The sequence below is a fragment of the Anatilimnocola floriformis genome (assembly GCF_024256385.1).
GTDB classification, from domain to species: Bacteria; Planctomycetota; Planctomycetia; order Pirellulales; family Pirellulaceae; genus Anatilimnocola; species Anatilimnocola floriformis.
Window position 1 is genome coordinate 2,015,515 of record NZ_JAMLFW010000002.1, and the last position, 24,632, is coordinate 2,040,146.

Below are 24,632 nucleotides of genomic sequence, written 5' to 3' on the forward strand. Positions count from 1 at the left end.
TCTTCAACCTGCAATCCATCACTCGTCCACACTATTGGCTTCGGCTTCGAACTGATTGAGCATTTCTGGCAGGGCGAGGCGGCCGCGGGCGTACTTGGCGGCTTCGCTTTCCTGATGTTTCCAGCGGCAGTTGTTGTAGCGAATGAAGGCTTCGCGATTGGCTCCACCCATGCGATAGCTTTCGCCGGCCCAGAAGAGCGAATCAGCGGCGAGCGCATCGTCGGGGAACAGCTTCGTGAAACCGTCAAAGCTCTTGCCGGCCACGGTGTACTTCTTCGATTTGTAGTAGCACTGCCCGACGCGGAAAGCCATGCGCGGCGCGTTCTGATGGGCCGCAAACCGCTCCAGGAACTTCTCGCCGACCTGGGCGCTGATGTCGTATTTTTCGGTCTTATAGAAATAGTCCGAGATGCGGATCATCACGTTCGGAATTAGCGGGCTCTTGGGATGCGTCGCGGCGAGCGTCACGTACGCTTCCAAGGCCTGATCGAAGTCGCCGGCTTCTTCGTAGGTCTGCGCCAGTTTGTACTGAGCATCGGGTGCGAGCGTGTGATCTGGGAACTGCCGCAGGATCATGTCATAAGAACGAATCGCTTCGTCCCACTGACCGAGTTCCTGAGCGAATTGACCGAGCAAGTAAGCCACGCGCGGGGCGTACTTCGGATCGGGATAGTCCTCCATCACTTCACGCAGAATCCGCCGGCCGGCTTCGAGGTCGAGTTTCTTCTCGTCATCGCGGCCGAGCGTTTTGTGGCTCTTGAAGAGCTCGAAGTAACTCTCGGCCACGCGGAACTTGGTTTCGACGGCGAGCGTTTCGTCGTTGAAGGCCTTACTGAAGGCAGCGACCAGGCCGTTCGTGCCGACAACGACGGGAACCTCGACTTGCATTTCGAGCTCACCCGATTCGGTGCTGGCCGCGAGGTCCTTGAACTTCACGATCACGTTGTCGCCGAAGTAGGTCTCGATGATCGGATCGGCAGGATCGAGATTTCCTTGCGTCGGTTTGTCGACCGCTTTCAGCTGCAATGAACCGGTGAAGACGCCGCTATGGGCGAGTGTTTCTTCGAGCCGGACCGTTTCCTTTTCACCGAGTTCGGTCATGACAACCACTTCGGCAACGTCGCGAGCATCGGAGGCATCGAGATCGGGATCGGTCACCTTGAGAAATAGCTTTTCGCCGACGTGCAGATGTTCGATCGGCTTTTCGTAATCGCGATCGGTGCAAACCAACACGCCGTTGGAAATGAGACGCCCCTTGGCAGCGACGTTCGCCGGCTTGTTGTCAGGACGGCGAGTATCGGCGTACGTCGCCGAGATGATGTCCTTGCCAGTGACGTTGAGGACGTGCGTGACCAGATTGGCGCCGGCCGTGGCTTCGCTCTTTTCGTCGCTGAGTTTCACCTTGCCGATCAGATTGCGCGGCATCGACGTGGTGAGGGCGACTTCGGCGGCGCTGTTTTTGCCGCCGAGTTGCAAGATCACCTGACCGATGAAACGGCCTTCCTCGAGTGCCCAGGCTGGGTCGACCGTCGTGGGCGTTTGCGAAAGCTGATTCGAAATTTGGCACTGCACCTCGGCCGTCGCGCCGTCGGTGGTCGTGAGTTTTACGGTCACCGTGCTGCGGCTATCTTTGGCGGCGTCAGGATCGATCACTTCGACAGTCAGCGGCGCTTCGAAGGCTACGCCGCTGATTTCTTTTCCTTCGACCGGCGCTAGAACCGTCGCCCGTGGCGGCGCGGTCGACTTCTTCGGCGGCGGCACGAGTCGCGTTTCCAACACGCGCACCTTGGCCAGCGACGGCTCGGTGACATACACGGCGGCTTCGCGCGGCACGCTATGGCCGGGGAAGGTGTTGTGCGTATCGAGATAGCGAATATAAACGCGATCCCCCTGTTTCACCTTCAGCTTGTCGGTTGCAGCGGTGACCGGCTGTGAACCAGCCTTGCCCTTGGTGTTCACCATCGGCGGCGGATTCAGCGCGGCTGTATCCACTTCTTTGGTGAAGACGCCCGTGTTGGCTTCGGTCTCGGTCGCAATGAGTTCGATCGGTTCGCCATCGTTGACGACCACTTGCAGCTTGACGGTGTCGCGCTGATTGGTCGTGTCTTGATCATAGTCGGTTACTTCGACCGTGATCCGCTCGCCCGGATCGATCCGCTTCAACTCCTTGCGCAGGTTGACCACGTTGCCGTTGTTCTGCCGTTCGAAGTCATAAGCGATCGCGTGGATCGAAGCGTTGAAATAGGTCGCTTGCAGTTTGCTGCTGAGCAGCTGGCTGCCGCCTTGTTCGTTGAGTGTGAACTCATCGGTATAAGTGCCGACGACATTGTCGCCAGCAGCGATTTCGAGCGACTGATTGGCCGCAAGGGCCAGCACGTCTTCCTTGGTGGGAATGTGGACCTGCGTGGGATCAGCAGCCGCGATTTCGATATTGCTGAATTCAACCGCTTCGCCCAGATATTCCTGGCAAGTGAACCGCACGTAACGCAGGCCTTGCTCGGGGAAGTGAAATTCCCAGTCGTTGCCGACGGTGATCAAGCTCGCGCCCTTGGTGGGACGAAGTTCGAGCCCCTTCAGATCCAGCAGGCCATCACCCTTGATCTCGATCGGCTTGATCGTGACGGTGTGTTTGCCCGCCTTTTGAAATTGCAGGCGAGCGACACGTTCCTGGCGATAGTTATTCCAGCCGCCGGTATCGGGAACTTGCACGATTGCGTCGTGCCCGGCGGTTTCGATCTTGTACGAGCCGCCAGGTCCGCCGTGAGTATGATTGGCCCAGACTTCGTAAATGCCCGCAGCGGGAACTTCGATTTCCCAGGCCGCGGAATCGTCGGGCGATTGCCAGTAACCAATGTGATCGACATTGCTGCCGTCCTTCGTCACGCCGAACTTTTCGGTCTTCTTGTTGACCTTCACATCCGCGAGACCGAGCACCAAGTTGCCGGCCGTGGGAGCAGCTGCCGCGGCCGCGGCGGCTTCGAGCGACTTCTTCGCGGCGGATTGTTCAAGATCGAAGTCGGCCGCGCGGAAGGGCACGAGGCTGATCGTGCTCTTGTTGAGATCAGCCCGCGCGATGAGAGCTTCGACCGGATTTTGTCCACCGGCAGAAGAAGCAAACATCGTCACATCGTGCGCGCCCGCAGGGAGCCACACATCGACCGTACGACCACCGTTGCCGAGGGGCAATTGCTCGCGGCCGTTGATCACGATCATCGAACGGAAGCCGTTGACTTGCAGGCGAACCGCGCCATCGCGCGGCTGCACGAGTTTGCCGTGCCAGACAACCGCGAACCGCTTGGCAGCATCGTCACCATCGGCGGCGCGGACCCACTTGAGTTGCTCGGGTTCGGTGTCTTCGATGGCCTTGCTGTTCTTGGCCAGCGCGGCGATCTGATCCCATGTTGTGTAATTCGTGTAATCGCCGCTGAAGACCTTTTGCTTCATCCGGCCCGATTCGCCAGCCGTCGTCATCGACGGTTTTTCGGGTTGGCTGGCAATGCGGAACCAGAATTCACCGTCCTGGCTGCCGAAGAGCTCGCCGCGCACCGGCGCTCGCTTCGTCGGCTCGGGAATCGCCAGCCGCACGCGGGCGGTTGGCTTGAGATCTTTCATGTCGATCGTTAGCGACTTGGGAGCACCACCATCGGGCTGGCTCATCCAGGTGCTCTTGGGATCGCGATCGATGGCCATCAGTGGGCTGTGATCGATGGCAGTGTCGGTAGCGAGCGCGCCGGCGGGGAGTTCACCCGTCTTCGCGTGTCCTTCAAAGATGCCCGTGTGCGGCCCGGTTTCCTTGAGCTTCACTTGCACCTGGTCGCCGCTGTCGGCTGCGAGCTTGACGACGATTTCATCGGCGTCATTGGTCACGTCACGGTCGCCATCCTTCACGCGGAGATAAACCGGATTGCCGGGTTTGATCTGCGTCTTGGGACGAATTTGTGAACGGCGTTCATCAGCAGTTTCGGCCGCGGTTTCGCGGGCCAGCTTTTCGCTGAACGACTCCAGTTGTTCATCAATGATCGGATTGCTCGCCATCTCGAACCTGGCATCGGCGGCGACGCGAATTTCGACATCCGACAGCGGCACGTTCTTGAACTCGGCTTTGAACTCTTCGGGATAGTCGCACTTGATCACATCGTTGCCCATCAACTGCAACACGCGATCGTCCTTCGTGGCCTGGCCGAGACGGGTTTCGACATCGACGCGGAACAAACCCTTCCCCGCGCCGGAGCCGGTGAGGTAAACCATTTCGCTGTCGCCGCCGGGAACGGTCGTGACGCGAACAGGAATGCGGTTATGACCGCGGCTGATGCCGAGGTCGCTATCGTGAACCACGATCGACAGCGGCATGCCGGGAACGTGGCGGCGTTTGCTGGCTCGGCCGAGGCGACCGACCGTGCGGAGCAAATTGAGCTGATCGATGTAACGCTCTTCCGCGCCGTAGACTTCGGCCAGATTGAACAGGGCCTGATTGGCGAGCTCGACGTTCGGAACGCGTTCGAGCACGGAGCGGAAAATATCGCGGGCTTCATCGCGATCGCCGCGGCGGAAGGCCAGCACACCACGGAGAAACTCGGCGCGAACTACGACGTCGATCTCGGCGCTGCGGGCCAATTTTTCGAAGACCGCTTCGGCCTGATCGTAGACTTTTTGTGCGAGATACGTTTCGCCGACGCCGAATTCACCTTCGATGGCTTGCGGCGTCTTGGCGTAGCGATTGACGACGGTGGTGAATTCGCTGCGAGCGATGTCGTAGCGCTGCGCCTTGAAAAAGTTGCGCGCCAGGGCCAGCTGCATGCGGGCCTTAGTGGCATCTTCGACCTGCATCGATTCGCTGAAAGCCACGAGCCAACCGCGGAGAATTTCCTCGACCTTGTCATGGTTGGCATCGCCGCCGGCAGCCATCAGCTTTTCACAGACAAACGTGATCAGGTCAGGCGGCAACTGGTTGCGATTTTCGTCAAACAGCTTTTTGTTGGCCAGATAAGCGTCGAAGGCCAGGCGTTCATCGCCCAAACGATAGTAGAGCGCGGCCTGCAGCAGCGGCGCTAGCGGGCTTGAATCGTCAATCGTCAAACCGACGGCGCCCATGCGAGCCAACGACTGCGTGGCCAGATCGCGAACCGCTTTTTTGCGAGGCTCATCGACATTCGTAATGTTGGAGAGCATGCCCGTGGCCAGCGTGGCTGCCGAGAGAAAATCCTTGCGACCAACCGCACTTTGCACGAACGGCGTGATGCGATCGAAGTCATACCATTCGTTGCCGACGACCCGCGTGAACCGCTGCAGTTCGAGCAGTCGTTGCATCTTTTTATCCGGCGCAACGGCTTCGTTTTCGAGCAACGCCAGGGCAGCGCCAGCCGAAGAAGGATAGAACTGCAAGTCGCGAACGGCGACGAGCACCCGCTTCTTGTCCTCGTCCTTCAGCATGGCATTGGCACGAACGCCATCGCCCCAACCGTTGACGGTATTGAAATCGAGATCAGCACCACGGAAGGGGCGTTCCTTTTGACGATCGTAAATTCCCTTCAAGTAGCGTTCGAAGGCCGCGAAATCATTTGCCGCGAGAGCATCGCTGGCGAGCACCATGCCGTAACGGCCGAAGAAGTCCGTATCTGCCTTGATCAAATCGACCAGCAACGGAAAACGTTGGGCCGGTTCTTTCAATCGGCTCAGTAGTCGGTTTGCGCATTCACGAGCTTCGGTATGCTGGCGATTGAATGTGGAGTAATGCGTCCACCAGGCGACCGCTTCGTTTTCGAGCTTGTACTTCATCAGCAGATCGCCGATGCCCGAGGCATATTGCGTCTCGAAGCCGTTTTGCTGTTCGCAGGCTTTGATCCAAGCAAAAACTTGCTTGATCAGCGCTTCGTCGTTGTTCTTATCGGCTGCAATCATCAGCCGGCGCCAAACGTCGCCGTTCGACGTGGTGGGTGGGAACTTCATGAAGTGCAGCGCCGCCGCTTTGCCATCTTCGGGCTTGCCGTAGTCGATGGCAGTTTCCAGCCAGTAATAAGCGACCTGGGCATCGGTCGGAAATTTGGCGGCGTACTGCGCGTAGATGCGAACTTGCTCGCCGCGCTTGGGGCCGGGAGCGTAATGGCGGTAGTAATCGGCCTGCGTTTGCAGCACGTTCCGGGCGGCCCGCTCATTCAGCGTGTTGAAAACCTCGGGCTTGAGAATCTTTTCGCGGATGTCGTCAGCGAGATTGGGATTGCCGGTTCGCTGTTCGACGAACTGCGCAATGATCGGCACGGCGTCGCTCTTCTTCAATTCTTCGGAGGCAATCGCGGCCCGATCCTTCAGGTCTTTGTTCTGCCGGCTGGCCGTGTACCAGTTGCGAACCCATTCGCGAATGTTGACGAGGTGCGGATTCTGCTGACGGGCAGTCAAAATCAAGTTCAGATCGCTGCGGAACTCATTGTCGTCGGCTGCATTGGTGAGGAGCCATTCGATCGGACCCGCCGTGTGTCCATCTTCGGTCGGCGACTGCTGGATCAGCTCGCGGGCCATCGCTTTTGCTTTGGGAATGTCTTTGAGGCGATCGCGATAGAGATCGAAGGCGAGAACGTAGCGGAGGTAATAAGCGCCGTCCTTATTCGCGGCGAGCGCTGCGCGAAGTTTCGCTTCGCTGTCGGCGAGTTGCGGTGGTTCGGCGCCGTTCTCACGAACGAAGATCGAGGCGTTACTGTTGAAGGCCGGTTCGATCGGTAGGAGAGTGGCGAGGAGCGCGACGCCGGCGGGCTTGTTGCCATTGTTGATGAGCGAGGCGGCGAGATACGACTGCAGCTGAAAGCGATCGGGCCGCTGCGGATATTTTTGCACGTACTGATCGACGAGCGGCTGCATTTGATCGGGCTTGCCGCCGCCGTGATACAGGCGATAGACCTGATTGAAGTGCGTGAACTGATCGTCGCGCAGCGCACGGGCCTGGCGATAGCTCTCGGCGGCGTTCGCATGCTGGCCGAGGTTGCCGTGGTTTTCGGCGAGCCACAAATGATATTGCCGTTGTCCTTCGGCGTCGCCGGCGAGATTCTTTTGCAGGATCTTGTTGCCGACGACGGTCGATTTAGCCCATTGGCTGATTCGTCGCCAATCGTGAAACGCTTGGTAACCGACTTCCTTGGCAAATTCGCCGCCGGGCAACTTGTCGAGCATCTCTTCGCCGAGCGTGGCGGCTAAGGTAGTCGATTCGCCGTTGTTGATGCTGTTAAAAAACTGAATCGCCTGCACGCCATGGCGACGACCAATTTCGTTGGCTCCCTGGCGACTCCACACCGCGCGAGCCGCTTCGGCAGCGGCCTTCTTATCTTCCATCTGACCAAGCGCGGCGGCGAGACGAACCTCGATTTCGGCCACCTGCGGCGCTTGTGGATAGCGGGCAATGAACTGCCGGCAGGTGGAACTCATTTCCTTATTGCGCGACAGCGCCTCGAGGCCGTCGATCAACTTCAGCATCACCGCTTGATGGCGAGCATCGCCGACGTGAGCCACGACAAACGTCTGACCGACCCGCACCAGGCCGAACAAGCGGCCTTCCTTGTGGTAGAGGTCGACCAGCTTGACCATCACTTCGGCGGCTTCGCTCGAGTTGTCTTTGTGCTTTCCCAGTTCAGCTTCCAGGGCTGAGGCCTGGCGACTGATGTCGTCGTTCACCGCTTCTTGGTTGGCAACAGCCGGCGCTGCCATCGGTGCGGGCGCTTGGGCAAAGACACTCAGCGGCAGCGAAGCGGTGGCAACGGCGATCCAGGCGGTGGCGAGAGAGCGACGCATGGGGAATTCCTGACGGAGTTTTTTCTGTGAGTGAACTGATTGTCGCCGTTCGCTCCGCGAACGGCCGGTCTTTCGCGGAGCGAAAGACGACAATGGGGAAAACTAGAAACCAGCTTTGGCGAGGGCTTCGGAAATTTTCTTCGCGTCGGCGGCGAGCGGGCTTTCGGGGAACTCGCCGATCAATTGATCGAAGCGGCGGCGGGCATCGGCCTTTCGCTCCATGCGATACAGGCAGCGGCCATAGTTGAACAGAATCACATCGAGGAACTTGGCATCGGGGTGATTGTTCAACACGGTTTCAAACGTATCCACCGCGCGGGCGTAATCCTTTTGCGTGTAGTAGTAGTTGGCCATCTTGGCGACGGCTTCACCGACGCGGCCACTCTCGGGGAACTGATCGTAGACCTTCTTGAACTCTTGAAAGGCCCGATCCTGCATCTGCGAAGCGCTCGCCGGGTTCGGCGCTTTGTTGGCCATCGTCTCGTAGCACTCGGCGATGCCGAACTGCGCTTCGCCGCGGAGCTGGCTCGTCTTCATATCTGCCAGGCGCGAGTAGATGCTAATGGCGCGTTGCAGGTCGCCACTCTTCTTGGCGACGTCGCCGAGCTGCAGCATCGCGTCGTCGACAAAACCGCTGCTGGGAAATTCGTTCTGCAATCGGCTGCACATGGCCGCGGCCAGGTCGAGCTTGTCCATCGCAAAGTAGATGTTCCACAGCTGCACGTAAGTCGATTCGAGCAGCGTGCCGCCGAGCTTGCGAGCTTCGTCGGCAACATCGTCACAGACTGCGAGGGCCTGGTCGTACTTTTCGAAGGCCTTTTCTTTTAGGCCGAATTCCTTGTAGCGATTGCCGATCTGCGTGAGGGCATCGGCCGTTTTGAGCTGCGTCTGCACCCGGAGCTGTTGATCGGTGATCTCGGCCTTCGTCACCCGCACACCGCCGATGTTCCCTTCGAGACACGCGACCTTACTGATGACGATGCGCGGCTCATCTTTGAAATGCAGCTGGTCGACATAAGTCACCCGCACCTGATCGGCGGGGAGCGCTTGCAGAATCTGATCGCCGGCAATCGGCTCTTCGGCTTTGACGAGCGACACGGTCGCTTGAAAGATGCCAGTGTGGAGCGAACCGTCATCGACGGGTTCGTCGGCGGCGGCTGCAGGAGTGGCCGTTGGAGCGGGATCAACGAGCGATTCCGCCGAGCCCGCTTTGGGGTTCACCGGCTGATCGCCCGACTTGGTCGGCGAAGTTCGCGAGGCCGCACTGACGGCGCCCTTGGCTTCCGTCAGCGTTAGCTCGAGCTTATCGACCAGCTTGAAGCGTTCGATTTCCTGTTCGTTCTTAGGGGCATCACCAGCCGCGGCTGCGGCAGGCTTTCCTTTCAAGGCTGCGATTTCGGCCTCGATTTCAGGTTCGCTCTTCTGCCGCCAGACTTCCACGACGGCTTTGATCTGATCGGGGCCATCCGATACATCGCGGTCGCCGTCGCTGATCCGCACGTTGACGGTTTTGCCAAGCACGACGCCATTTACCGTTTCAGCGAACGCGCCATCGGTCAGCGAGACATTCGCAGTGCCGACGATGGTCACTTCGCGAATGACAGGCACCTTCAGTTTCTTGTCTGCGGTGTGCTCGTCGGTGTAGACCACGCTCACTTTGTCGCCGCCGCGCACATCCAGCATGCCGTTGTTTTTGGTCGGCTTGCCCAACCGCGATGGCAGACTGCCGAGGACCAGTCGCACGTTGCGGCCGACGGGGAAGCATTCGATTTGCTCCTCGTCGCCCGAAGTTGTCTTGGCGAGAACTTTGATCGTTTGATTGGCTTCGAGCACGGCTAGATCGGCGTCTTCGATCTTCAGAAAGAATCGCTTGCCCGCTTCGAGCTTCGACGATTGATTGGCTTCGCCGCTCAGCGTCGTGCCGACCTTTTCTAAGGCTTGAATCGCCCGGCTGTAGTGGCCGAGTTGAAAATGGCCGAGGCCGATATAGTAGTACGCTTCGTTGACCTGCGAGCTGACGGGAAACTTTTCGATCACGTCGCGCATGATCTGAAAGCTCTTGCCGTAGTTGCGATTGTGGTAATAGCAAATGCCCAGCTTGAGTGTTGCTTCGGCCCGCTGCTCTTCATCGCGATTGTCCTCGGCTGCCGTCGCTTCAAAGTGAGGCCGGGCCCGTTCGTAAGCCCGTTCTTTATCGAGGAAATAGTTCCCCAGTCGCAGATGCGCCTCGAAGCGATGTTTGCTGCGCGGATAGCGCTCGATCACCGACTTCCAAATTTCGACGGCCTTCGAGCCTTCGTCGGCATCGACGCGAGCGTCGCCGGCTTCGATCAGCTTCTTGGCCAGACGATCTTCGACGATCGAGCCACGAACGGCAGTCTCTCCCTCCTTAGGAGCTTCCGGCTGCTGAGCCCCAGCGGAGAGCGTCAATAAACACGCGGCTGCCAGAACGGAGAGCGTGCGACAAAACGAGCGAAGCAGCATGGGAAAAACCCACTGGAAATAAGGTCTACGACCGCGCAGCCGAGGAAGCCGGGCGAACGATGGTTGCACAAAACTGCAGGGCAGGTGGGCCAACTGGCGGGATGGATCGCTGATGCTCCGCCTGCGCACACGCAGCAGAAAGCCCATTGCTGTTGCACAAACCCGCAAGGGAGCATTCAGTTACGTTATTTGCCCGACAGGGGGGAGTCAAGCAGCACTAATCGCTTTAGCTTGCCCGGCTGACACCACCCCTACAGACGCTCTGATATGACCTGGCGCTGGATGGTTGTTACGCCAACTGCAGGGAATGCTGGAAATAGAGTCGCCCGGCAAAGAAGACCGCGACCCGGTTACTTCCGACTATTTGCTGTCTGAAAGCCGTTAGTAAACAGCGGGATCAAACCTTCGGCGACGGTGGGATGCGTGAAGATTGCATCGCGCAGCGCGGTGTAAGGCAGGCCGCCGAGCATTGCGGTTTGCACCGCGGCTAACAGTTCGCTGGCTTCGGCGCCAAAGGCAGTAAAGCCCAAGATGCGATCATCGGCACCGACTAACGCTTTCGCAAATCCGCGAGTTTGCGACAGCGTGCGCGTGCGTAATACGTGCGACATCGGAACTTTAGCGAGTCGATACGGCACGTTCTGCGTTTGGGCTTCGGTTTCACTCAGGCCGACGTGGGCCAATTCGGGGTCCGTGAACAGGCAGTAAGGAATGAGTCGGCCATGCGTGGTGCGGTTGCCACCCGTAAGGTCGCTCAAGACGACGCGAAAATCGTCGTAGCCGACGTGCGTGAACTGTGGGCTCCCCGCGCAATCACCCATCGCCCACACATCGGCAGCGGTCGTGCGCAGCCGCTCATCGACTTGGATGAATCCCCGCGAATTCAATTCGACGCCGCCGAGAGCTACGTCGAGCCGATCGGTGTTGGGCGTTCTGCCGGCCGCGACCAGAATATCGGTTGCAGCGATTTGCTTTTGTTCGCCAGCGATGTCGACGGTCAGGTTTACGCTAGTTCCCGAGTGTCCTGTCACGCTGAGCAATTTGGACGACAGCAGAACTTCGATGCCTTCGTCCTGCATCAAAACGAGCAGCGCCTGCGACACATCGGGGTCTTCACGCTCGAGCAGTCGTTCGCCGTGCTGAATGATTGTCACTCGACTACCAAAGCGGCGAAGCGCTTGGGCAAACTCCAAGCCGACATAGCCGCCGCCGAGGATCACCAGATGCGGAGGCAAACGCTCGAGGTTGAGCGCTTCGACATGCGTCATCGGCGCAGCGGCGACGAGTCCCGGCACATCCGGAATGCTGGCTCGCGAACCCACGCAGAGAAAGATTCGCTCGCCCTGCAGTTGGCGTTCTTCGCCGGAATTCAGCGCGACCTTGATGGTCTTCGCTGCCGCGAAGCGCGCTTCGCCCATGATCAGTTCGGCGCCACTGGCTTTGAAGTTGGCGAGGTGCAGTTCAACCAACTCGTCGACCATCTGCCGTTTGCGACGAGCCACGCCGGCCATATCTACTTGAAACTGACCAGCGATCACACCAAGGCCGTGCTGCGGATCGACAAGGGCAGCAGCTTTCGCGCTGTAAATGACATTCTTACTCGGCAAGCACGCGATGTTGGGGCACGAACCGCCAATCAACGACCGTTCGACAACGGCGGTCTTTTGTCCGAGCTTGGCCAGATTCCAGGCCAAGTATTTTCCGGCCTCACCGCTGCCGATGATGAGGTTTTGATAGTGTTCCCGACTCATCGTGCTTGCCCTTCGCAGGAAAACAAATTGCTTTAGCCCATCGCCTTCACGGCGGCGTCCGTGGTCAGCACCGCATTGGCCAGAAAGCCGTAGTTAATCACCGCGGCTGCGTAACCATCGCCGATTTCCGGATGCCTCGGTCCTGCCGTCGCATCCTTCACGACGGCTACTTCAAAGCCTTGCTCCAGCAGCTCGCGCAGATGACTTTCGACACACAGATTCGCGAGCATCCCACAGAGAATCACTTTGCTGATCCGCCGTTTCCGCAGCTGAAAGACCAAGTCATTGGTTTGCGGTCCCCACATTTTATGCGGACTGACCACTATGGTTTTGCCGTCCTCGATGAACGGCTTGTAGCGCGCGAGCCAATCGGCGCCGGAGCTGGCAAAACCTGCCAGGCTAAGTGGTGCTGGGCGATAAAACTCCTTGCTGTCGAGCATCATCTTTTCTACCGCTCCGCCAAACTGCCAGGCCTGATCGTGCGGATAAAGGTAGTGCGGCGAAACGAAGACCGGAAAGTCGCGCAGCTGCGCCGCTAGAAAGAGCGAAGCGAGATTTTCCACGGTGTTGTTTTGCTTGATGCTCTCGCCTACGAGTCCCCAGGAGATTCCTTGTTCGCTCAGCACATCGTTCTGTGGATCGATCACCACCAGTGCAGTATCGCCATTGTGGAATTGCATCGGACTATTCCTTGTTGGGCGTTGCTTGCTCGTGAACTTTCAGACGCAAGCGTTTGTTTTCCGCTTCTAATTCGGCAATCCGACTTTTCAATTGTTCGATGACCGGCGCAATCTGCCGCTGCGAGAAACGTGGATGAATATGTTGCTGACAGTTCACATCCCAAGCCTCGACGGTAAAGAGAATCGCCCGCTCGACTCTGCCAGGATAGGCAGGATCGCTGAGCCTGGCTTCGAGCGCCGCGTCACCTTCGACAACCCTCGCCGTGCCCCAGACTTTAATGCGCCGACGGTTGGCATAATCCATCAGGAAGAGGAAGGCCCGTGAATTTTCCGACAGGTTCCCCAGTGTGATGAACTGTTGATTGCCGCCGAAATCAGCAAAGCCGAGCGTCTGCTCGTCAACCACTTTGAGGAACCCGGGCGAACCGCCGCGATACTGAATGTAAGGCTGCCCCGTGGCATTCGCGGTGCCGAGATAGAACATGTCCAACTCGGCAATGTATTCGGCAAGCTCGGGCGTGACCTTGGTCTCCCACGCTCCGCCCCGCTCCATGCGGGAGTACCCTTTGCGCGAACCCTTTTCGGCTTGAATCGCCTTCACCGCGGGGGTGAAGGCGATGTCGCTGGAGAACTCTCGCGGTGTCAGGTTGGTGGTTGTGGTCGACATGGGATCATTCCTACTACTTCACATTCTTGCTCAGAAACGTTCGCATCAAATCGGCGATTTCATTGCCATTCGATTCGAGAGCGAAATGGCCGGCGTCGATAAGATGAAACTCCAGGTTCTTAAGGTCACGCTTGTATGGCTCGGCCCCAGCCGGCGGAAAGATCTGATCGTTCTTTCCCCACACGATCAGCATGGGTGGCTGATGCTTGCGAAAGTAATCCTGCCACTTCGGATACAGCGGCGGGTTGCTGCCGTAGCTGAGAAACAGATCTAACTGAATCTCATCGTTTCCCTTCCGATCGAGCAGGAACTGATCGTGAGCCGCACCGTCGGGGCTGATCAACTCAGGATTCTTCGCGCCGGTCAGGTACTGCCACTTCGTGGCTTCATAAGTCACCAGATTGCGAATGGCATCGCGTTTCACTTGGCTCTTCGGTTCGTTCCAATAAGCCTTGATCGGCTTCCAGAAATCGTTGTCGATTCCTTCGTCATACGCGTTGCCGTTCTGCACGACGATCGCCGTGATCCGTTCCGGATGTTGCGACGCGAGTCGATAACCGACCGGCGCGCCGTAATCCTGCACGTAGATGGCGTACTTGGTGAGCCCAACTTTCTCCGTAAATTCGTCCACGACCTTCGCGAGATTGTCGAAGGTGTACGTAAACTTGTCGTGCAGCGGCATCGAGCTATGGCCGAAGCCGGGATAGTCCGGCGCGACGACATGGAACTTATCCGCCAGGGCGGGAATCAAATTGCGGAACATTTGCGAACTGGTCGGAAAGCCATGCAACAGCAGAATAGCAGGGGCGTCTTTCGGCCCGGCTTCGCGATAAAAAATATCGAGGTCACCGACTTTCGCGGTCTTATGCAGCACCACCGGTTGCTCCGCCAGAATCGCAGGCGAGCTTCCGAGCATTAGGCCGACAGTTGCCAGCAGTGCGAACGCCAGATTTCGTTTCGTGCAGGTCATGGTCAGTTCTCCCCAATTGGAACCGTGTGAAGTTTGCGAGCAGCTGAGCGTAAATACCGCGCCAGCGAAAAAACCTTACAGCGACCGAGCGCCGCCGCGGGCTCACTATCTAAAGCGTGGCAGGTGGACAGTTCGTCGGCCAGAATCGGCCGCAACAGCGTCTAGGGAATGTCCACGCGCGTGTCCTGGGCCTACGCTTATAAATACACGTACGCACACGAACTTTTCTAGGAGTTGCAGATGACATCGACGCCGGCCCGCAAGCCGATCGTGCCGCCGTTCAGTCTCGAGGATGCCGTTCGCAAAGTTCGGCTCGCTGAAGACGCGTGGAATTCGCGCGATCCCGCGCGCGTGGCCCAGGCCTATACGGAAGATTCTGTCTGGCGCAACCGGAGCGAGTTCATTGTGGGCAGGGCCGCCATCGAGCGATTCCTGACTCAGAAATGGAACCGGGAACTCGATTACCGTCTCTGCAAAAGCTTGTGGACGTTCGGCGATGATCGAATCGCCGTTCGCTTTCAATACGAATGGCATGACTCCGCCGGCCAGTGGCATCGTAGCTATGGCAACGAGCTGTGGGAGTTTGATGCGAGCGGCTTGATGAAACGCCGCGAAGCCAGCATCAACGATACGGACATCACTGCCGCCGAACGTCGCTTCTTGTGGACTGCGCCGGGGCCTCGGCCGGAAGATCATCCCGGCATTCCCGAAGTCCGTTAGTCACTCGCCGGCTGTGCTGACTCGGCGCGCTTGAGCAGTTCGGTCGCGGCCATTCGCTGTGGATCCTCGGCTGAAATCAACTTCAGGCAATCGCGAAATTCCACGGCAGCCGCGGCGAGCTTGTCGTCTTTGAGTAACGCTTCGCCCAATGAGAAACGGGCCGGCGCGTAGTGAGTGTCCCGCTCCAAAGCCAACCGGTAATGCGCAATGGCATCGTCCGCGCGACCAATGGCTGCCAGCGAGATGCCCAGATGATGATAGGCGGCCGCCGTGGGCCGAATGGCGAGAGCGGCCTGGTAATAACGAATCGCTTCGTTTGGCGCCGATTCGCGGAGAGCATTAGCTAACAGAAAATTGGCGAGAAAATCCGTCGCAAATTCCCGTTGCACCTGCTGACGAAAAGGGATCGAGTCCAAACCTAAATCGTCCAGGCGGTCGCCGATACTTCGCAGCAGTTGCTCCGAAGGCTTGGCCGTCCATGCTGTTTCTGCAAACCGCGACACGGCTTCGCGGTCCGACCACTTCGCTGCCTCTCGAACTTGCTCCCGCCATTCCGAAGCATCGGGATCGGCCCACCTTGCCACTTCTAGCAGCCAGGCTCGTCGCCGATCGTCGGTCGCGCAAACGGTCCAGTCGTCGAGCGCTGCGACGAGAGAGCGGTTGATGTCGGAAGCGCGAATGCGCTGCGCCACACGCTGGGCATCGTCGAAAACCTGGCCCATGCTAATTCTCGCAAAGATCGCGGCATACGCGCGATCGGCTTGTTGCTTTTGAAACTGCCTGTCCGCAAGTGCGTGGGAAACCGGAATCCGCCGCAGCCCCAATTGGTCAAGCTCTTCGACGAGTTGCAAATCGGCGAGCGCGTGATCGATCCGTTCGCGCAGGTCGTGTGAACCACCATCACCGAGTCGCCCGAGGATTGCTTGCGCTTCCGAGATGCGTCCCTCTTGCGCCAATTGAATTCCCGATTCGAGTCGCGTCGTTAATCGCGCTCGCTCCGCGCGGCGCATCGAGCCGAGCGCCCATTCCCGCGCAGCTTCGCCCAGAATGAAAGCAAACAGAACCATGGCCGTCATGAATAGCGCAGCGACGGCTGGGTTGCGCCGGATCCAACGCCAAGAGCGTTCGATTCTTCCGCTGGGCCGAGCACGGATCGGCTCATGATGGAGAAATAGTTCGAGGTCCGCAGCCAAGTCGCCTGCCGTGGCGTAGCGTCGCGCGGGATCCTTTTGCAGGCACTTCAAACAGATCGTATCGAGATCGCGCGGGACTTTGGCATTCGAACGCGAGGGAGGAAGTGGATCTTCCGAGATGAGTCGCCGCTCGGTTTCGGTGATCGTCTCGCCCCGAAACGGCGGTTGGCCGACCAGCATCTCGTACAACATCGCGCCGAGCGCATGAATATCGACGCCGGGGCCGATGGCCGACTTCGCGCCGGTCACTTGTTCAGGCGCCATGTAATTCGGCGTTCCCATTCGAGCGCCGGTCAGCGTCAGCCCTCCGTCGCCATCAAGTCGTCGGGCCAGGCCGAAGTCGCCGATCTTCAACTGACCATCGGGCGTGAGCAGAATGTTGGCCGGTTTCAGATCGCGATGAATGATGCCGTTGCGATGGGCAAACTCCACGGCAGCGGCCAGCGTGGCGAGGGTCTTCGCGGCATCGCGAACGGGCTGCGGTGTGCCGGCGAATCGCTGGGCCAGATTTTCGCCTTCGATGTACTCCATCGTGTAATAAGGTCGCGTGTCGACTTCGCCGACGTCGTAGACCTGCACGATGTGTGGATGCCGCAGCCCCGCGGCTGCTTCGGCTTCGCGCAGAAACCGCAGCAACTCCGGCTGACTGGCGTAGGAGCCTGCCAGCAACATCTTGAGCGCGACCAGGCGATTGAGTTTGATCTGCCGCGCTTTGTAGACGATGCCCATTCCGCCGCGGCCAAGAATCGCTTGCACTTCGTACCCTGGCACCGCTGGCAAACCAGCCGACGCCAGACTAGGAATGAACGCCGCCGTCGGCGTCGAATCGGCGTGCGGAAAAAGTGCTTGGAACTCCGTTTCTAGCCGGTGAATCTGCTGCAGGCGTTGCTTCACGACGCTGAGATGTTCGGGACACGCAGCGCACACTTCTTCCGGAGTGCGATCCGTTTCGAGAGCCTCGTGCAGCAGTTCGCAAATCTTCGCTTCGTCAGGCATGTCACTCATGGCTTGGGCGAAGTCGATTCAGGATTGAGGTCGCCCAGTTTACTGGCCAGCAGCATCAAGCCACGATTCAACCGCCGCTGCACTGTTTTTGTCGAGACGTTGAGCAGGTCGGCCACTTCGGAGTGGGCCATCCCTTGAAAGCGAACGAGGCTGAAAACCTCGCGCTCTTCCTCGGGCAAACTATCGATCGCCTCGAGCATGCGGACGGCGTTGGGGCTCAGACGCGAAGCGCTGCTCTCCTGAACGGCTGCAAATTCATCTTGAAATACTTCGGCGGCCTTTTGACTATCCAATTGTCGCGCCAGGTCGTTCAGTTCCCATCGCATGTGCTGATTGGCGAGCCCAAAAAACTGTCGCACTGTGGCGGGCCGGACTTCCCTCATTGCTTTCAGCAAGCGATCGACAACGGCGCTCAACATTTCTTCGGCCTGCAGATTGAGCGGCGGATGCATCAGCCGCGGATAACTGCGCGCGAGCAGCGAATGGCAGAGAAGGTTGAGCCGCTTGACCGAACGGTCGATGAGGGCCCGCACAATCGGCTCGGCGGGGGAATTCCCGCCGAGATTGGCTAGCTCGACCAGGTAGCGTTCCACAGCAATGGTAGTGCGGTCTTCGCTCATTGCCGCGAATTATAGAGTAGTCGCGAAAGGTGTTAAATCCCTTGGCTTTCGGCTGGATGGTTGTCGGCTAACGAGGAAATTTCGCAAGAGCTGTCCACACGCCACGCCTAGTTCAGCAAGGCGGCAAAAAGTCTTTACATCAGTTCAGCTCGAAAGGAAATGTCATGCGTACCACCGAAACCATCTCGAATAACTCCTCGGTAAAATCCGTCCTCGCCACGCCCACCGATCTGGCAGCCGAAGGAGTTGCCCTGATCGCAGCGCAACTTCGCGAATTGCTGGCCGATGTCTTCACGCTCTACGTGAAGACCAAGAACTTTCATTGGCATATGAGCGGCTCGCACTTTCGCGACTATCACCTGCTGCTCGACGAGCAAGCCGATCAGATCTTTGCGATGACCGACGACATCGCCGAGCGGGCCCGCAAGATTGGCGGGACTAGCTTGCGCTCGATCAGCGATATCGCGCGGCATCAGCGTCTGTCGGACAACAACGAAACCTTCGTTGCGCCCGAAGAAATGCTGCGCGAACTGACGGCCGACAATCAGTTGCTCACCCGACTGCTGCGTGAAACCCATGCGGTGTGCGACGAGCACAACGACGTTGCCACGGCCAGCTTGATCGAGAACTGGATCGACGAAACCGAACGGCGAACCTGGTTCCTGTTCGAAGCCGCCGGGCGTGGATAACGGCGGCGAAAAATCTTGTCCACCGGTTTCGCTTAGCTCTGCGGAACCAACGAGTCCTTCGCCCACTTCACCTGTCACAGGAGTTTCTGCCATGTCGGTTTTTCAACGTCGAGAGTTTTTCGCAGGCACCACGGCCCTTGCTGCTGCGGCGGCCGCGGCTTTGATCTCCACCCGGCAGGCCGAGGGTGGTGATCCGAGCTTTATGAATAACGTGCCGGATCCGGAGGTCTCTGGTTCGGAGCTTCCTACGTTTAAGTTCGCCCTCGACAAATCCAAAGGCAAAGTCATCGGCAACAGCTACGGCAAGGAAGCGACCGTCACGCAGTTGCCGATTTCGAAAGGATTGGCCGGAGTGTCGATGCAAATCGAGCCCGGCGCGATGCGCGAATTGCACTGGCACGCCACGGCGGCGGAGTGGGCCTTTGTGCTCGAGGGACAAGTTCGCACCACGGTGATCGCCCCCGATGGCACTGCCGAGACAAATGACTTCAAGCCCGGCGACGTTTGGTTCTTCCCACGCGGTCACGGACACGTGCTCGAATGTCTCGGCAACAAACCGGCGCGGTTCATCCTGATCTTCGACAACGGTTACTTTTCCGAATTCGGCACATTCAGCATTACGGACTGGCTTGGTCACACGCCGAAGGCGCTGCTGGCCAAAAACTTCGGCCTTCCCGAATCGGCTTTCGAAGGTTTTCCCAAGGAAGAGGTTTATTTCGCCCGCGGCGAAGTTCCTCCTGCGCAGCAGAGCACGCCGCTGCAGGGTTGGAAAAAGCCGAAGCTGACGCACAAGTATGAAATGATGAAGCAGCCGCCTCATCGCGTTTTTGCTGGTGGCCGCGAATGGCGAGCCGACTCGACGAACTTCCCGATCTCGACCACGGTGACCGGAGTCGTGCTGGAGTTGGAGCCGGGCGCCCTGCGCGAACTCCATTGGCATCCCACCGCCGACGAATGGCATTACGTCATCACCGGCAACATCAGCGTCACGATGTTCGGCTCGCATGGCCGCTACCGGACCGAAATGCTCGAGAAAGGTGACGTCGGTTACATCCCGCAAGGTTACGGCCACTCGATCGAAAATGTCGGCAGCACCCCCTGCCGAATCCTGATCGGCTTCAACACAGGCGTTTATCAGACGATCGATCTCGCGCAGTGGATTGCTGGTAACCCGGTCGACATCCTGGCCACGAACTTTTCGAAGCCGGCCGCGCTCTTTCAGAAGTTCCCTAAGCGCGACGTCTTCGTGGCCGGTGAAAACGGCCCTGATAAATAACGCCCCGTTAAATAACGCTCCGGTGAGCAATCAGCCGCCTGCAACAGCGGATGCAGGCGGTTCAGTCTGTCGAAGTTGTAAGCCCAGCATGAGCGCCAGGCATAACCTTTGCCTTTGTTGCTGCGTAGGAAGGAAAGCTGCCGCGCAGCGCATTCGCTGTGGAGCTGGCAAATCCACACTTTCCGGGCGAGGGCATATCCATGCCCAACAACAGATCACATCTCGAAGAAGACATCTGTATCCACATCTTCACCGTCTCTGCCTCGATGGTCGGTGTTTGTCTGACCGTCATTGGGTTGTTGCGAGTGGTGATCGCAATCCGTCAGATCGATAGCTTCGCCGACGATTTGCTGGCGCTCACTGCCATTCTCTTTCTCGTTTCGTGCCTCTCTTCGTACTGGGCACTGCGCACGCGCAGCAAAGGGCGAATGCATCAGGTCGAGCGTTTTGCCGATGTCGTTTTCATCATTGCCATGCTGTTGATGGTGGTGGCCTGCATCATCATTACGTTCGCCGTCGCCATTTCGTGAACTGGCAAACGGGCCAAATTTGCCCAGTTTCGCTGGCAGGCATATGATTCTCTCGTCTTACTCAGAGGGATGCTTATGTCAGTCCACAATCCATTTCAGCCGTTATCGGGGCCGACCGATCGCAACGATGGCAACCGCCAGGTTCCAGCCTCCGCGCGCGGCGATGCCGAGATTCTTGATGCTTATTCCGAAGCCGTCATTCACGTGGTGGAAACGGTCTCGCCAACGGTGATCAGTTTGAGTGGCGCTGCCGGCGGCCCCGCAGCCGGTTCGGGATCGGGAGTCATCATTTCGCGCGACGGCTTGGCCATCACCAATAGCCATGTGGTCGGCGGTCGCCACAAAATGCTCGCCGAGACCGACGATGGCGATCGCATCGACGCTACCGTCGTCGGCGACGATCCAGCCACCGACATTGCAGTGTTGCGTTTGTCCGCTCGCGATCTCCCCAGCGCCGAATTTGGAGAGTCCGCCGCGGCGCGCGTCGGTCAACTCGTCATCGCCATGGGAAGCCCTCTAGGTCTGCATTCGTCCGTTTCCACCGGTGTGGTAAGCGCGCTCGGACGCACCCTGCGCGGGAACGATGGCCGATTGATTGAAAACATTATTCAGCACACTGCCCCGATCAATCCCGGCAATAGCGGCGGCCCGCTCGTCGATTCGCGCGGTCGCGTGCTAGGGGTGAACACGGCCATCATCGCGCTCGCTCAGGGTCTGGGCTTTGCTGTCTCGAGCAATACCGCGAAGTGGGTCGCAGCCGAAATCCTCGAGCATGGCCGCGTGCGCCGGCGTCAGCTGGGCGTGGTGGCTGCGGTCGAGCGTCTGCCCCGGGCGATGGTCCGCGAATTCGATTTGCTCTCCGACCAGGCCGTTCGTGTTGTCGAAGTGTCGCCGGGTGGCGTTGCGCAGAAAAGTGGAATACGTTCGAACGACCTGATCGTGGCCATCAATGACCGGCTGATCACGAGCGTCGACGACGTTCATCGCCTCCTGGCGTCTGCTCCAGCTCACACCGCGCTGACAGTGACGCTGATTCGCGGTCATTCAAAACACGACGTCGAAATTGCCTGGCTACCCTAGTCGGCCTTTGCAGCAAGGAAGTGAATCATGCCCGACCTCGCAGCTGAAAAAGCAATGGCGGCTGAGCACGCCGTGGCAGAAATCCAAGACGGCATGATCGTGGGGTTGGGCACCGGCAGCACCACCGCCTTTGCGATTCGCGCGTTGGGCGTGCGCGTCGCCGCCGGACTGCAAATCGTAGCGACAGCGACGTCCATCGCAACCGAACGACTCGCGCGATCGCTCGCCATTCCTCTACGGCCTTTCGACGAACTATCGAAAGCCGATTTAACGATCGACGGCGCCGACGAAATCACTCCGGCACTGCAAGCCATCAAAGGAGGCGGCGGCGCGTTGCTGCGCGAAAAGATCGTGGCCGCGGCTTCTACTCGCACGATCATCATCGCCGATTCCAGCAAGCTCGTCTCAACTCTCGGCCTGGGCTTTCGGCTGCCGCTGGAAGTCCTGCCGTTTGCCACGGCCTTCGTCGAACGTTCACTGACAGAACTTGGATTTGCCGTAACCCAGCGTCGCCAGGCCGATGGTACGCCGGCCATGACCGACCAACAGAACTATCCCTTCGACGTCACTGTCGGCGCGATCCCGGATCCGGCAGCACTAGCCGCTCGTCTGGCCGCAATTCCCGGCGTGCTCGAACATGGTTTGTTCTTATCCGAGATCGATGAACTCTTCATCGCGCGCGGCGGGCAGGTCGAAGTGATCCTGCGCGGCCCCAACCATCCTCAATGACAAACATGCCGGCAGTCATTCCACAAGCGAATGACAGGCCGCGTGCGATCGTGTTCGTAACCGAGCGCGCACACGCTGGCCGTGCTTAGCAGAAACAGCTTGCCTTCTGCTGGCGCGAGTCCCAACCAGCGAGCGGCCAGCACTCGCAAAAAATGCCCGCTCGAAAATAACAGCACGTCCCCCTCGATCGCCCGCACGCGCTGCACCATCTGATCGGCCCGCGCGCCAACGTCACTCGGTGTTTCTCCTCCCGGACAACCATCGCGAAACAGTTGCCAGTCGGGCCGCTCCTGCCGAATCTCCACCGAGCGCAAGCCCTCGTACTGTCCGTAGTCCCATTCGACCAGCAACCGCTCGCTCTCGGCCTGACCGCCAAACCCCGCCAGTTCGCAGGTGCGCGTGGCCCGCTGCAACGGGCTGGTAAACACTTTTGCAAACGTCAGGCCCGCGAGTCGCCCCTCAAGATTGCGCGCGTTCTGTTCGCCACGCGGAGTCAGCGGCAAATCGGTCAAACCCGTGTGCTGGCCCGAGACGCTCCACGCCGTCTCGCCATGCCGTGCTAGATAAATGGTGGGAAGTGGCCCGTCCATAAGAAAGCCGCTCGTTGTGTTCCAAGGGTACCGCCGCCGCACGTGAATAACGTGCAGTTTGCCGGTGAAAACCAATCATTCGAGTGTACTTGTTCGCGGCCATCCGGGGCAGCCAACCACTCCGGTGCGCCTCTCGCGTGCGAACAGAGGTTGCAACGTGATGTTTCTCTTCATTTTCTCCCGTTTACACACAATGTGATACGTTTCATCGTGGCTTTCGAAACATGTGTGTTTTGAAAATAAACCTAAAAGTTAGCGATTGCGGGGTAGTAACCACTTCTTTTGTCTTGTGGCTGTCGCCCAATCCAGATAGCCTGCAGTATTACCAGATTTTCACGGGAGATCATGCAATGGCCAAGAAGTCGTCGAAATCCGATCGTTCAGATCCAAAACAGAACAAAAGTTTGGCGACTCGTCTCGTCATGAACGCGCTCCCCGGAGCAAAAGCCTCGGAGATTGTTGCAACGGTCAAGAAAGAGCACGGACACGTCATCAATCCAAATATGGTCTATATGATCAAAACAAAGACCAACATGGCCGGTGACGGTCGTGCGCAAAAGAGCAAGAAACTAGCTCAAGACAACACGCTGACCTCGGCTGCGTTGTGGGTCGATGCGATTAAGTTGGGCCGACAGTTGCTCAAGTCGACCGGAAGTCTGGCAAACGCGATCGCGTTGCTGAAAGCCATTGAAGGCTGAGAAGCGAGCGCATCGATGCGATTCGCCGATCGGCCCATGTCAATTCTCACCGCTCCCTGTACACTGACACCCAGGAACGGCGACTGCTTGGCAAATTGCCAGGTGGCGCTCGTCCACAAATTATTGGAAAATGGCAATGGCTGAAGGCACTATCAAAAAGATCACCGACAAGGGATTCGGTTTCATTTCTCTTGGCAACGGCAAGGATCTGTTTTTTCATTCGTCGGCCGTACAAGGCGCTAGCTTCGACGACCTGCGCGAAGGCCAAAAAGTAACCTTCACCGAAGGCCGCGGCCAAAAAGGCCCCTGCGCCGAAAACGTCAGCCCTGCCTAACGTCGGCTGCTCAACACGACCCAAAGCAGCACCATCAACTCCGGTCAGCGACCTGCCTGACATCGAGACCGGAGTTGGCGAGTGACGGCTGCCCTTCTTCATTGCGCTACGGTAGCGACTCACTTGAGCGTCCCCGCGGCTTCCGCCATGCTCCCTATGAAATCACCATCGCGGTAGAGGGTGATCGTTACTTCGCTCCCCTTCTCACGCCCTTGGGCGACAATATGCAGAAGGAACTTATCCTGCGATTTGCCGGACTCAAGGTACACACTGGTGAAGTTCGCCTTGGAACCCGTTCCATACTTCACGCGTAGAATCTTCAGCGGTGCAGAAAATGGGATGTAATTGTGGTTGCCGCGCTTTGACGTGAGAAGAAGTTTTTCTTTCGGTAATGCACGCAGGTCTAACTCGAACGTATCGCCGACTTCTGGGCGGCCATGAGAGCTAAACGTTCCAATCGCCTGCTTCAGTGTGCCTGAAATAATCAGGCCATGCAGCGGGTCGGGGTCAACGCCATCCCCATCATCTGCAAGTACGGGGACCGCGAACAACCCGATGCAGATCGCCAATAGCCAGCAACGCATAGCACATCTCCGTTTGACAGGACAACACATCGCTCGGAGTGTAGCTCTTTGCCACTTACTTAGGCGCAACAAGTTCGTAACGATGCCGCTCGGAGATCGCTGAGATTGAATTGACGAATAAAGCCAGATATGAAGATATGATCAGTCACTCATTCGGCACTGACTGGTGCCAAGCCCTTCGGCAGGTACTGAAGGTGGGCTGGATTCGCGGTTGTGCAGCACAACCGCGAACCGCTAACACTCTTGCTAACGCTTTCCA

At 58.5% G+C, this 24,632-nt stretch carries 18 protein-coding genes; 8 read left to right on the forward strand and 10 right to left on the reverse strand.

Annotated elements, in window-relative coordinates; all coding sequences use genetic code 11:
- Window positions 1–18 precede the first annotated feature (18 nt).
- The 6 genes from M9Q49_RS32600 to M9Q49_RS32625 form a co-directional block, all read right to left on the reverse strand.
- On the reverse strand, window positions 19–7,773 hold the full coding sequence (locus M9Q49_RS32600; protein WP_254513493.1) for a tetratricopeptide repeat protein: 7,755 nt from the start codon (window positions 7,771–7,773) through the stop codon (window positions 19–21).
- A 102-nt stretch (window positions 7,774–7,875) separates the two neighbouring features.
- The gene (locus M9Q49_RS32605; RefSeq protein WP_254513494.1) at window positions 7,876–10,257 is read right to left on the reverse strand and encodes a tetratricopeptide repeat protein; all 2,382 of its coding nucleotides are present in this window, start codon (window positions 10,255–10,257) and stop codon (window positions 7,876–7,878) included.
- Between the two features lie 350 nt (window positions 10,258–10,607).
- Window positions 10,608–12,008 (reverse strand): FAD-dependent oxidoreductase, encoded by a 1,401-nt coding sequence (locus M9Q49_RS32610; protein ID WP_254513495.1) that lies wholly within the window; start codon window positions 12,006–12,008, stop codon window positions 10,608–10,610.
- Between the two features lie 32 nt (window positions 12,009–12,040).
- Window positions 12,041–12,688 carry a cysteine hydrolase gene (locus M9Q49_RS32615; RefSeq protein WP_254513496.1) on the reverse strand — a complete coding sequence of 216 codons (648 nt, stop codon included), beginning with the start codon at window positions 12,686–12,688 and terminating at the stop codon, window positions 12,041–12,043.
- Between the two features lie 4 nt (window positions 12,689–12,692).
- The gene (locus M9Q49_RS32620) at window positions 12,693–13,355 is read right to left on the reverse strand and encodes a pyridoxamine 5'-phosphate oxidase family protein (RefSeq protein WP_254513497.1); all 663 of its coding nucleotides are present in this window, start codon (window positions 13,353–13,355) and stop codon (window positions 12,693–12,695) included.
- Between the two features lie 13 nt (window positions 13,356–13,368).
- Window positions 13,369–14,271: an alpha/beta fold hydrolase gene (locus M9Q49_RS32625; protein WP_390845505.1), complete on the reverse strand. Its 903-nt coding sequence runs from the start codon at window positions 14,269–14,271 to the stop codon at window positions 13,369–13,371.
- A gap of 294 nt (window positions 14,272–14,565) precedes the next feature.
- On the opposite strand from M9Q49_RS32625, the gene M9Q49_RS32630 reads away from it, so the two are divergent.
- Window positions 14,566–15,045 (forward strand): nuclear transport factor 2 family protein, encoded by a 480-nt coding sequence (locus M9Q49_RS32630; protein WP_254513499.1) that lies wholly within the window; start codon window positions 14,566–14,568, stop codon window positions 15,043–15,045.
- Here the strand turns inward: M9Q49_RS32630 and M9Q49_RS32635 are convergent.
- Together M9Q49_RS32635 and M9Q49_RS32640 are read right to left on the reverse strand one after the other, a co-directional pair.
- Window positions 15,042–17,243: a serine/threonine-protein kinase gene (locus M9Q49_RS32635; protein WP_254513500.1), complete on the reverse strand. Its 2,202-nt coding sequence runs from the start codon at window positions 17,241–17,243 to the stop codon at window positions 15,042–15,044. The two genes, M9Q49_RS32630 and M9Q49_RS32635, sit on opposite strands and share 4 nt — an antisense overlap.
- The gene (locus tag M9Q49_RS32640) at window positions 17,240–17,863 is read right to left on the reverse strand and encodes a sigma-70 family RNA polymerase sigma factor (RefSeq protein ID WP_254513501.1); all 624 of its coding nucleotides are present in this window, start codon (window positions 17,861–17,863) and stop codon (window positions 17,240–17,242) included. The genes M9Q49_RS32635 and M9Q49_RS32640 overlap by 4 nt, the downstream gene beginning before the upstream one ends.
- A 164-nt stretch (window positions 17,864–18,027) precedes the next feature.
- On the opposite strand from M9Q49_RS32640, the gene M9Q49_RS32645 reads away from it, so the two are divergent.
- The 5 genes from M9Q49_RS32645 to rpiA all read left to right on the forward strand — a co-directional run bounded on the left by M9Q49_RS32645 (window position 18,028) and on the right by rpiA (window position 22,167).
- Window positions 18,028–18,552, forward strand: a complete 525-nt coding sequence (locus M9Q49_RS32645; RefSeq protein WP_254513502.1) for a Dps family protein — start codon at window positions 18,028–18,030, stop codon at window positions 18,550–18,552.
- 91 nt (window positions 18,553–18,643) lie between these two features.
- Window positions 18,644–19,828, forward strand: coding sequence for a cupin domain-containing protein (locus M9Q49_RS32650; protein ID WP_254513503.1), 1,185 nt, complete (start codon window positions 18,644–18,646; stop codon window positions 19,826–19,828).
- 200 nt (window positions 19,829–20,028) lie between these two features.
- Entirely contained in the window at window positions 20,029–20,358 is a 330-nt protein-coding gene (locus M9Q49_RS32655; RefSeq protein ID WP_254513504.1) for a hypothetical protein, read from the forward strand.
- 75 nt (window positions 20,359–20,433) lie between these two features.
- Window positions 20,434–21,438, forward strand: coding sequence for a S1C family serine protease (locus M9Q49_RS32660; RefSeq protein ID WP_254513505.1), 1,005 nt, complete (start codon window positions 20,434–20,436; stop codon window positions 21,436–21,438).
- 27 nt (window positions 21,439–21,465) lie between these two features.
- Entirely contained in the window at window positions 21,466–22,167 is a 702-nt protein-coding gene (rpiA, locus tag M9Q49_RS32665; protein ID WP_254513506.1) for a ribose-5-phosphate isomerase RpiA, read from the forward strand.
- Here the strand turns inward: rpiA and M9Q49_RS32670 are convergent.
- The gene (locus M9Q49_RS32670; protein ID WP_254513507.1) at window positions 22,161–22,757 is read right to left on the reverse strand and encodes a histidine phosphatase family protein; all 597 of its coding nucleotides are present in this window, start codon (window positions 22,755–22,757) and stop codon (window positions 22,161–22,163) included. The genes rpiA and M9Q49_RS32670 overlap by 7 nt on opposite strands.
- 350 nt (window positions 22,758–23,107) lie before the next feature.
- Here M9Q49_RS32670 and M9Q49_RS32675 point away from each other — a divergent pair, with 350 nt between their 5' ends.
- Both M9Q49_RS32675 and M9Q49_RS32680 read left to right on the forward strand, forming a co-directional pair.
- Window positions 23,108–23,455, forward strand: a complete 348-nt coding sequence (locus M9Q49_RS32675) for a hypothetical protein (RefSeq protein WP_254513508.1) — start codon at window positions 23,108–23,110, stop codon at window positions 23,453–23,455.
- A gap of 136 nt (window positions 23,456–23,591) precedes the next feature.
- Window positions 23,592–23,789, forward strand: coding sequence for a cold-shock protein (locus M9Q49_RS32680; RefSeq protein ID WP_254513509.1), 198 nt, complete (start codon window positions 23,592–23,594; stop codon window positions 23,787–23,789).
- 119 nt (window positions 23,790–23,908) lie between these two features.
- On the opposite strand, the gene M9Q49_RS32685 is transcribed toward M9Q49_RS32680, so the two are convergent.
- The gene (locus M9Q49_RS32685) at window positions 23,909–24,373 is read right to left on the reverse strand and encodes a hypothetical protein (protein WP_254513510.1); all 465 of its coding nucleotides are present in this window, start codon (window positions 24,371–24,373) and stop codon (window positions 23,909–23,911) included.
- Between the last annotated feature and the right edge of the window lie 259 nt (window positions 24,374–24,632).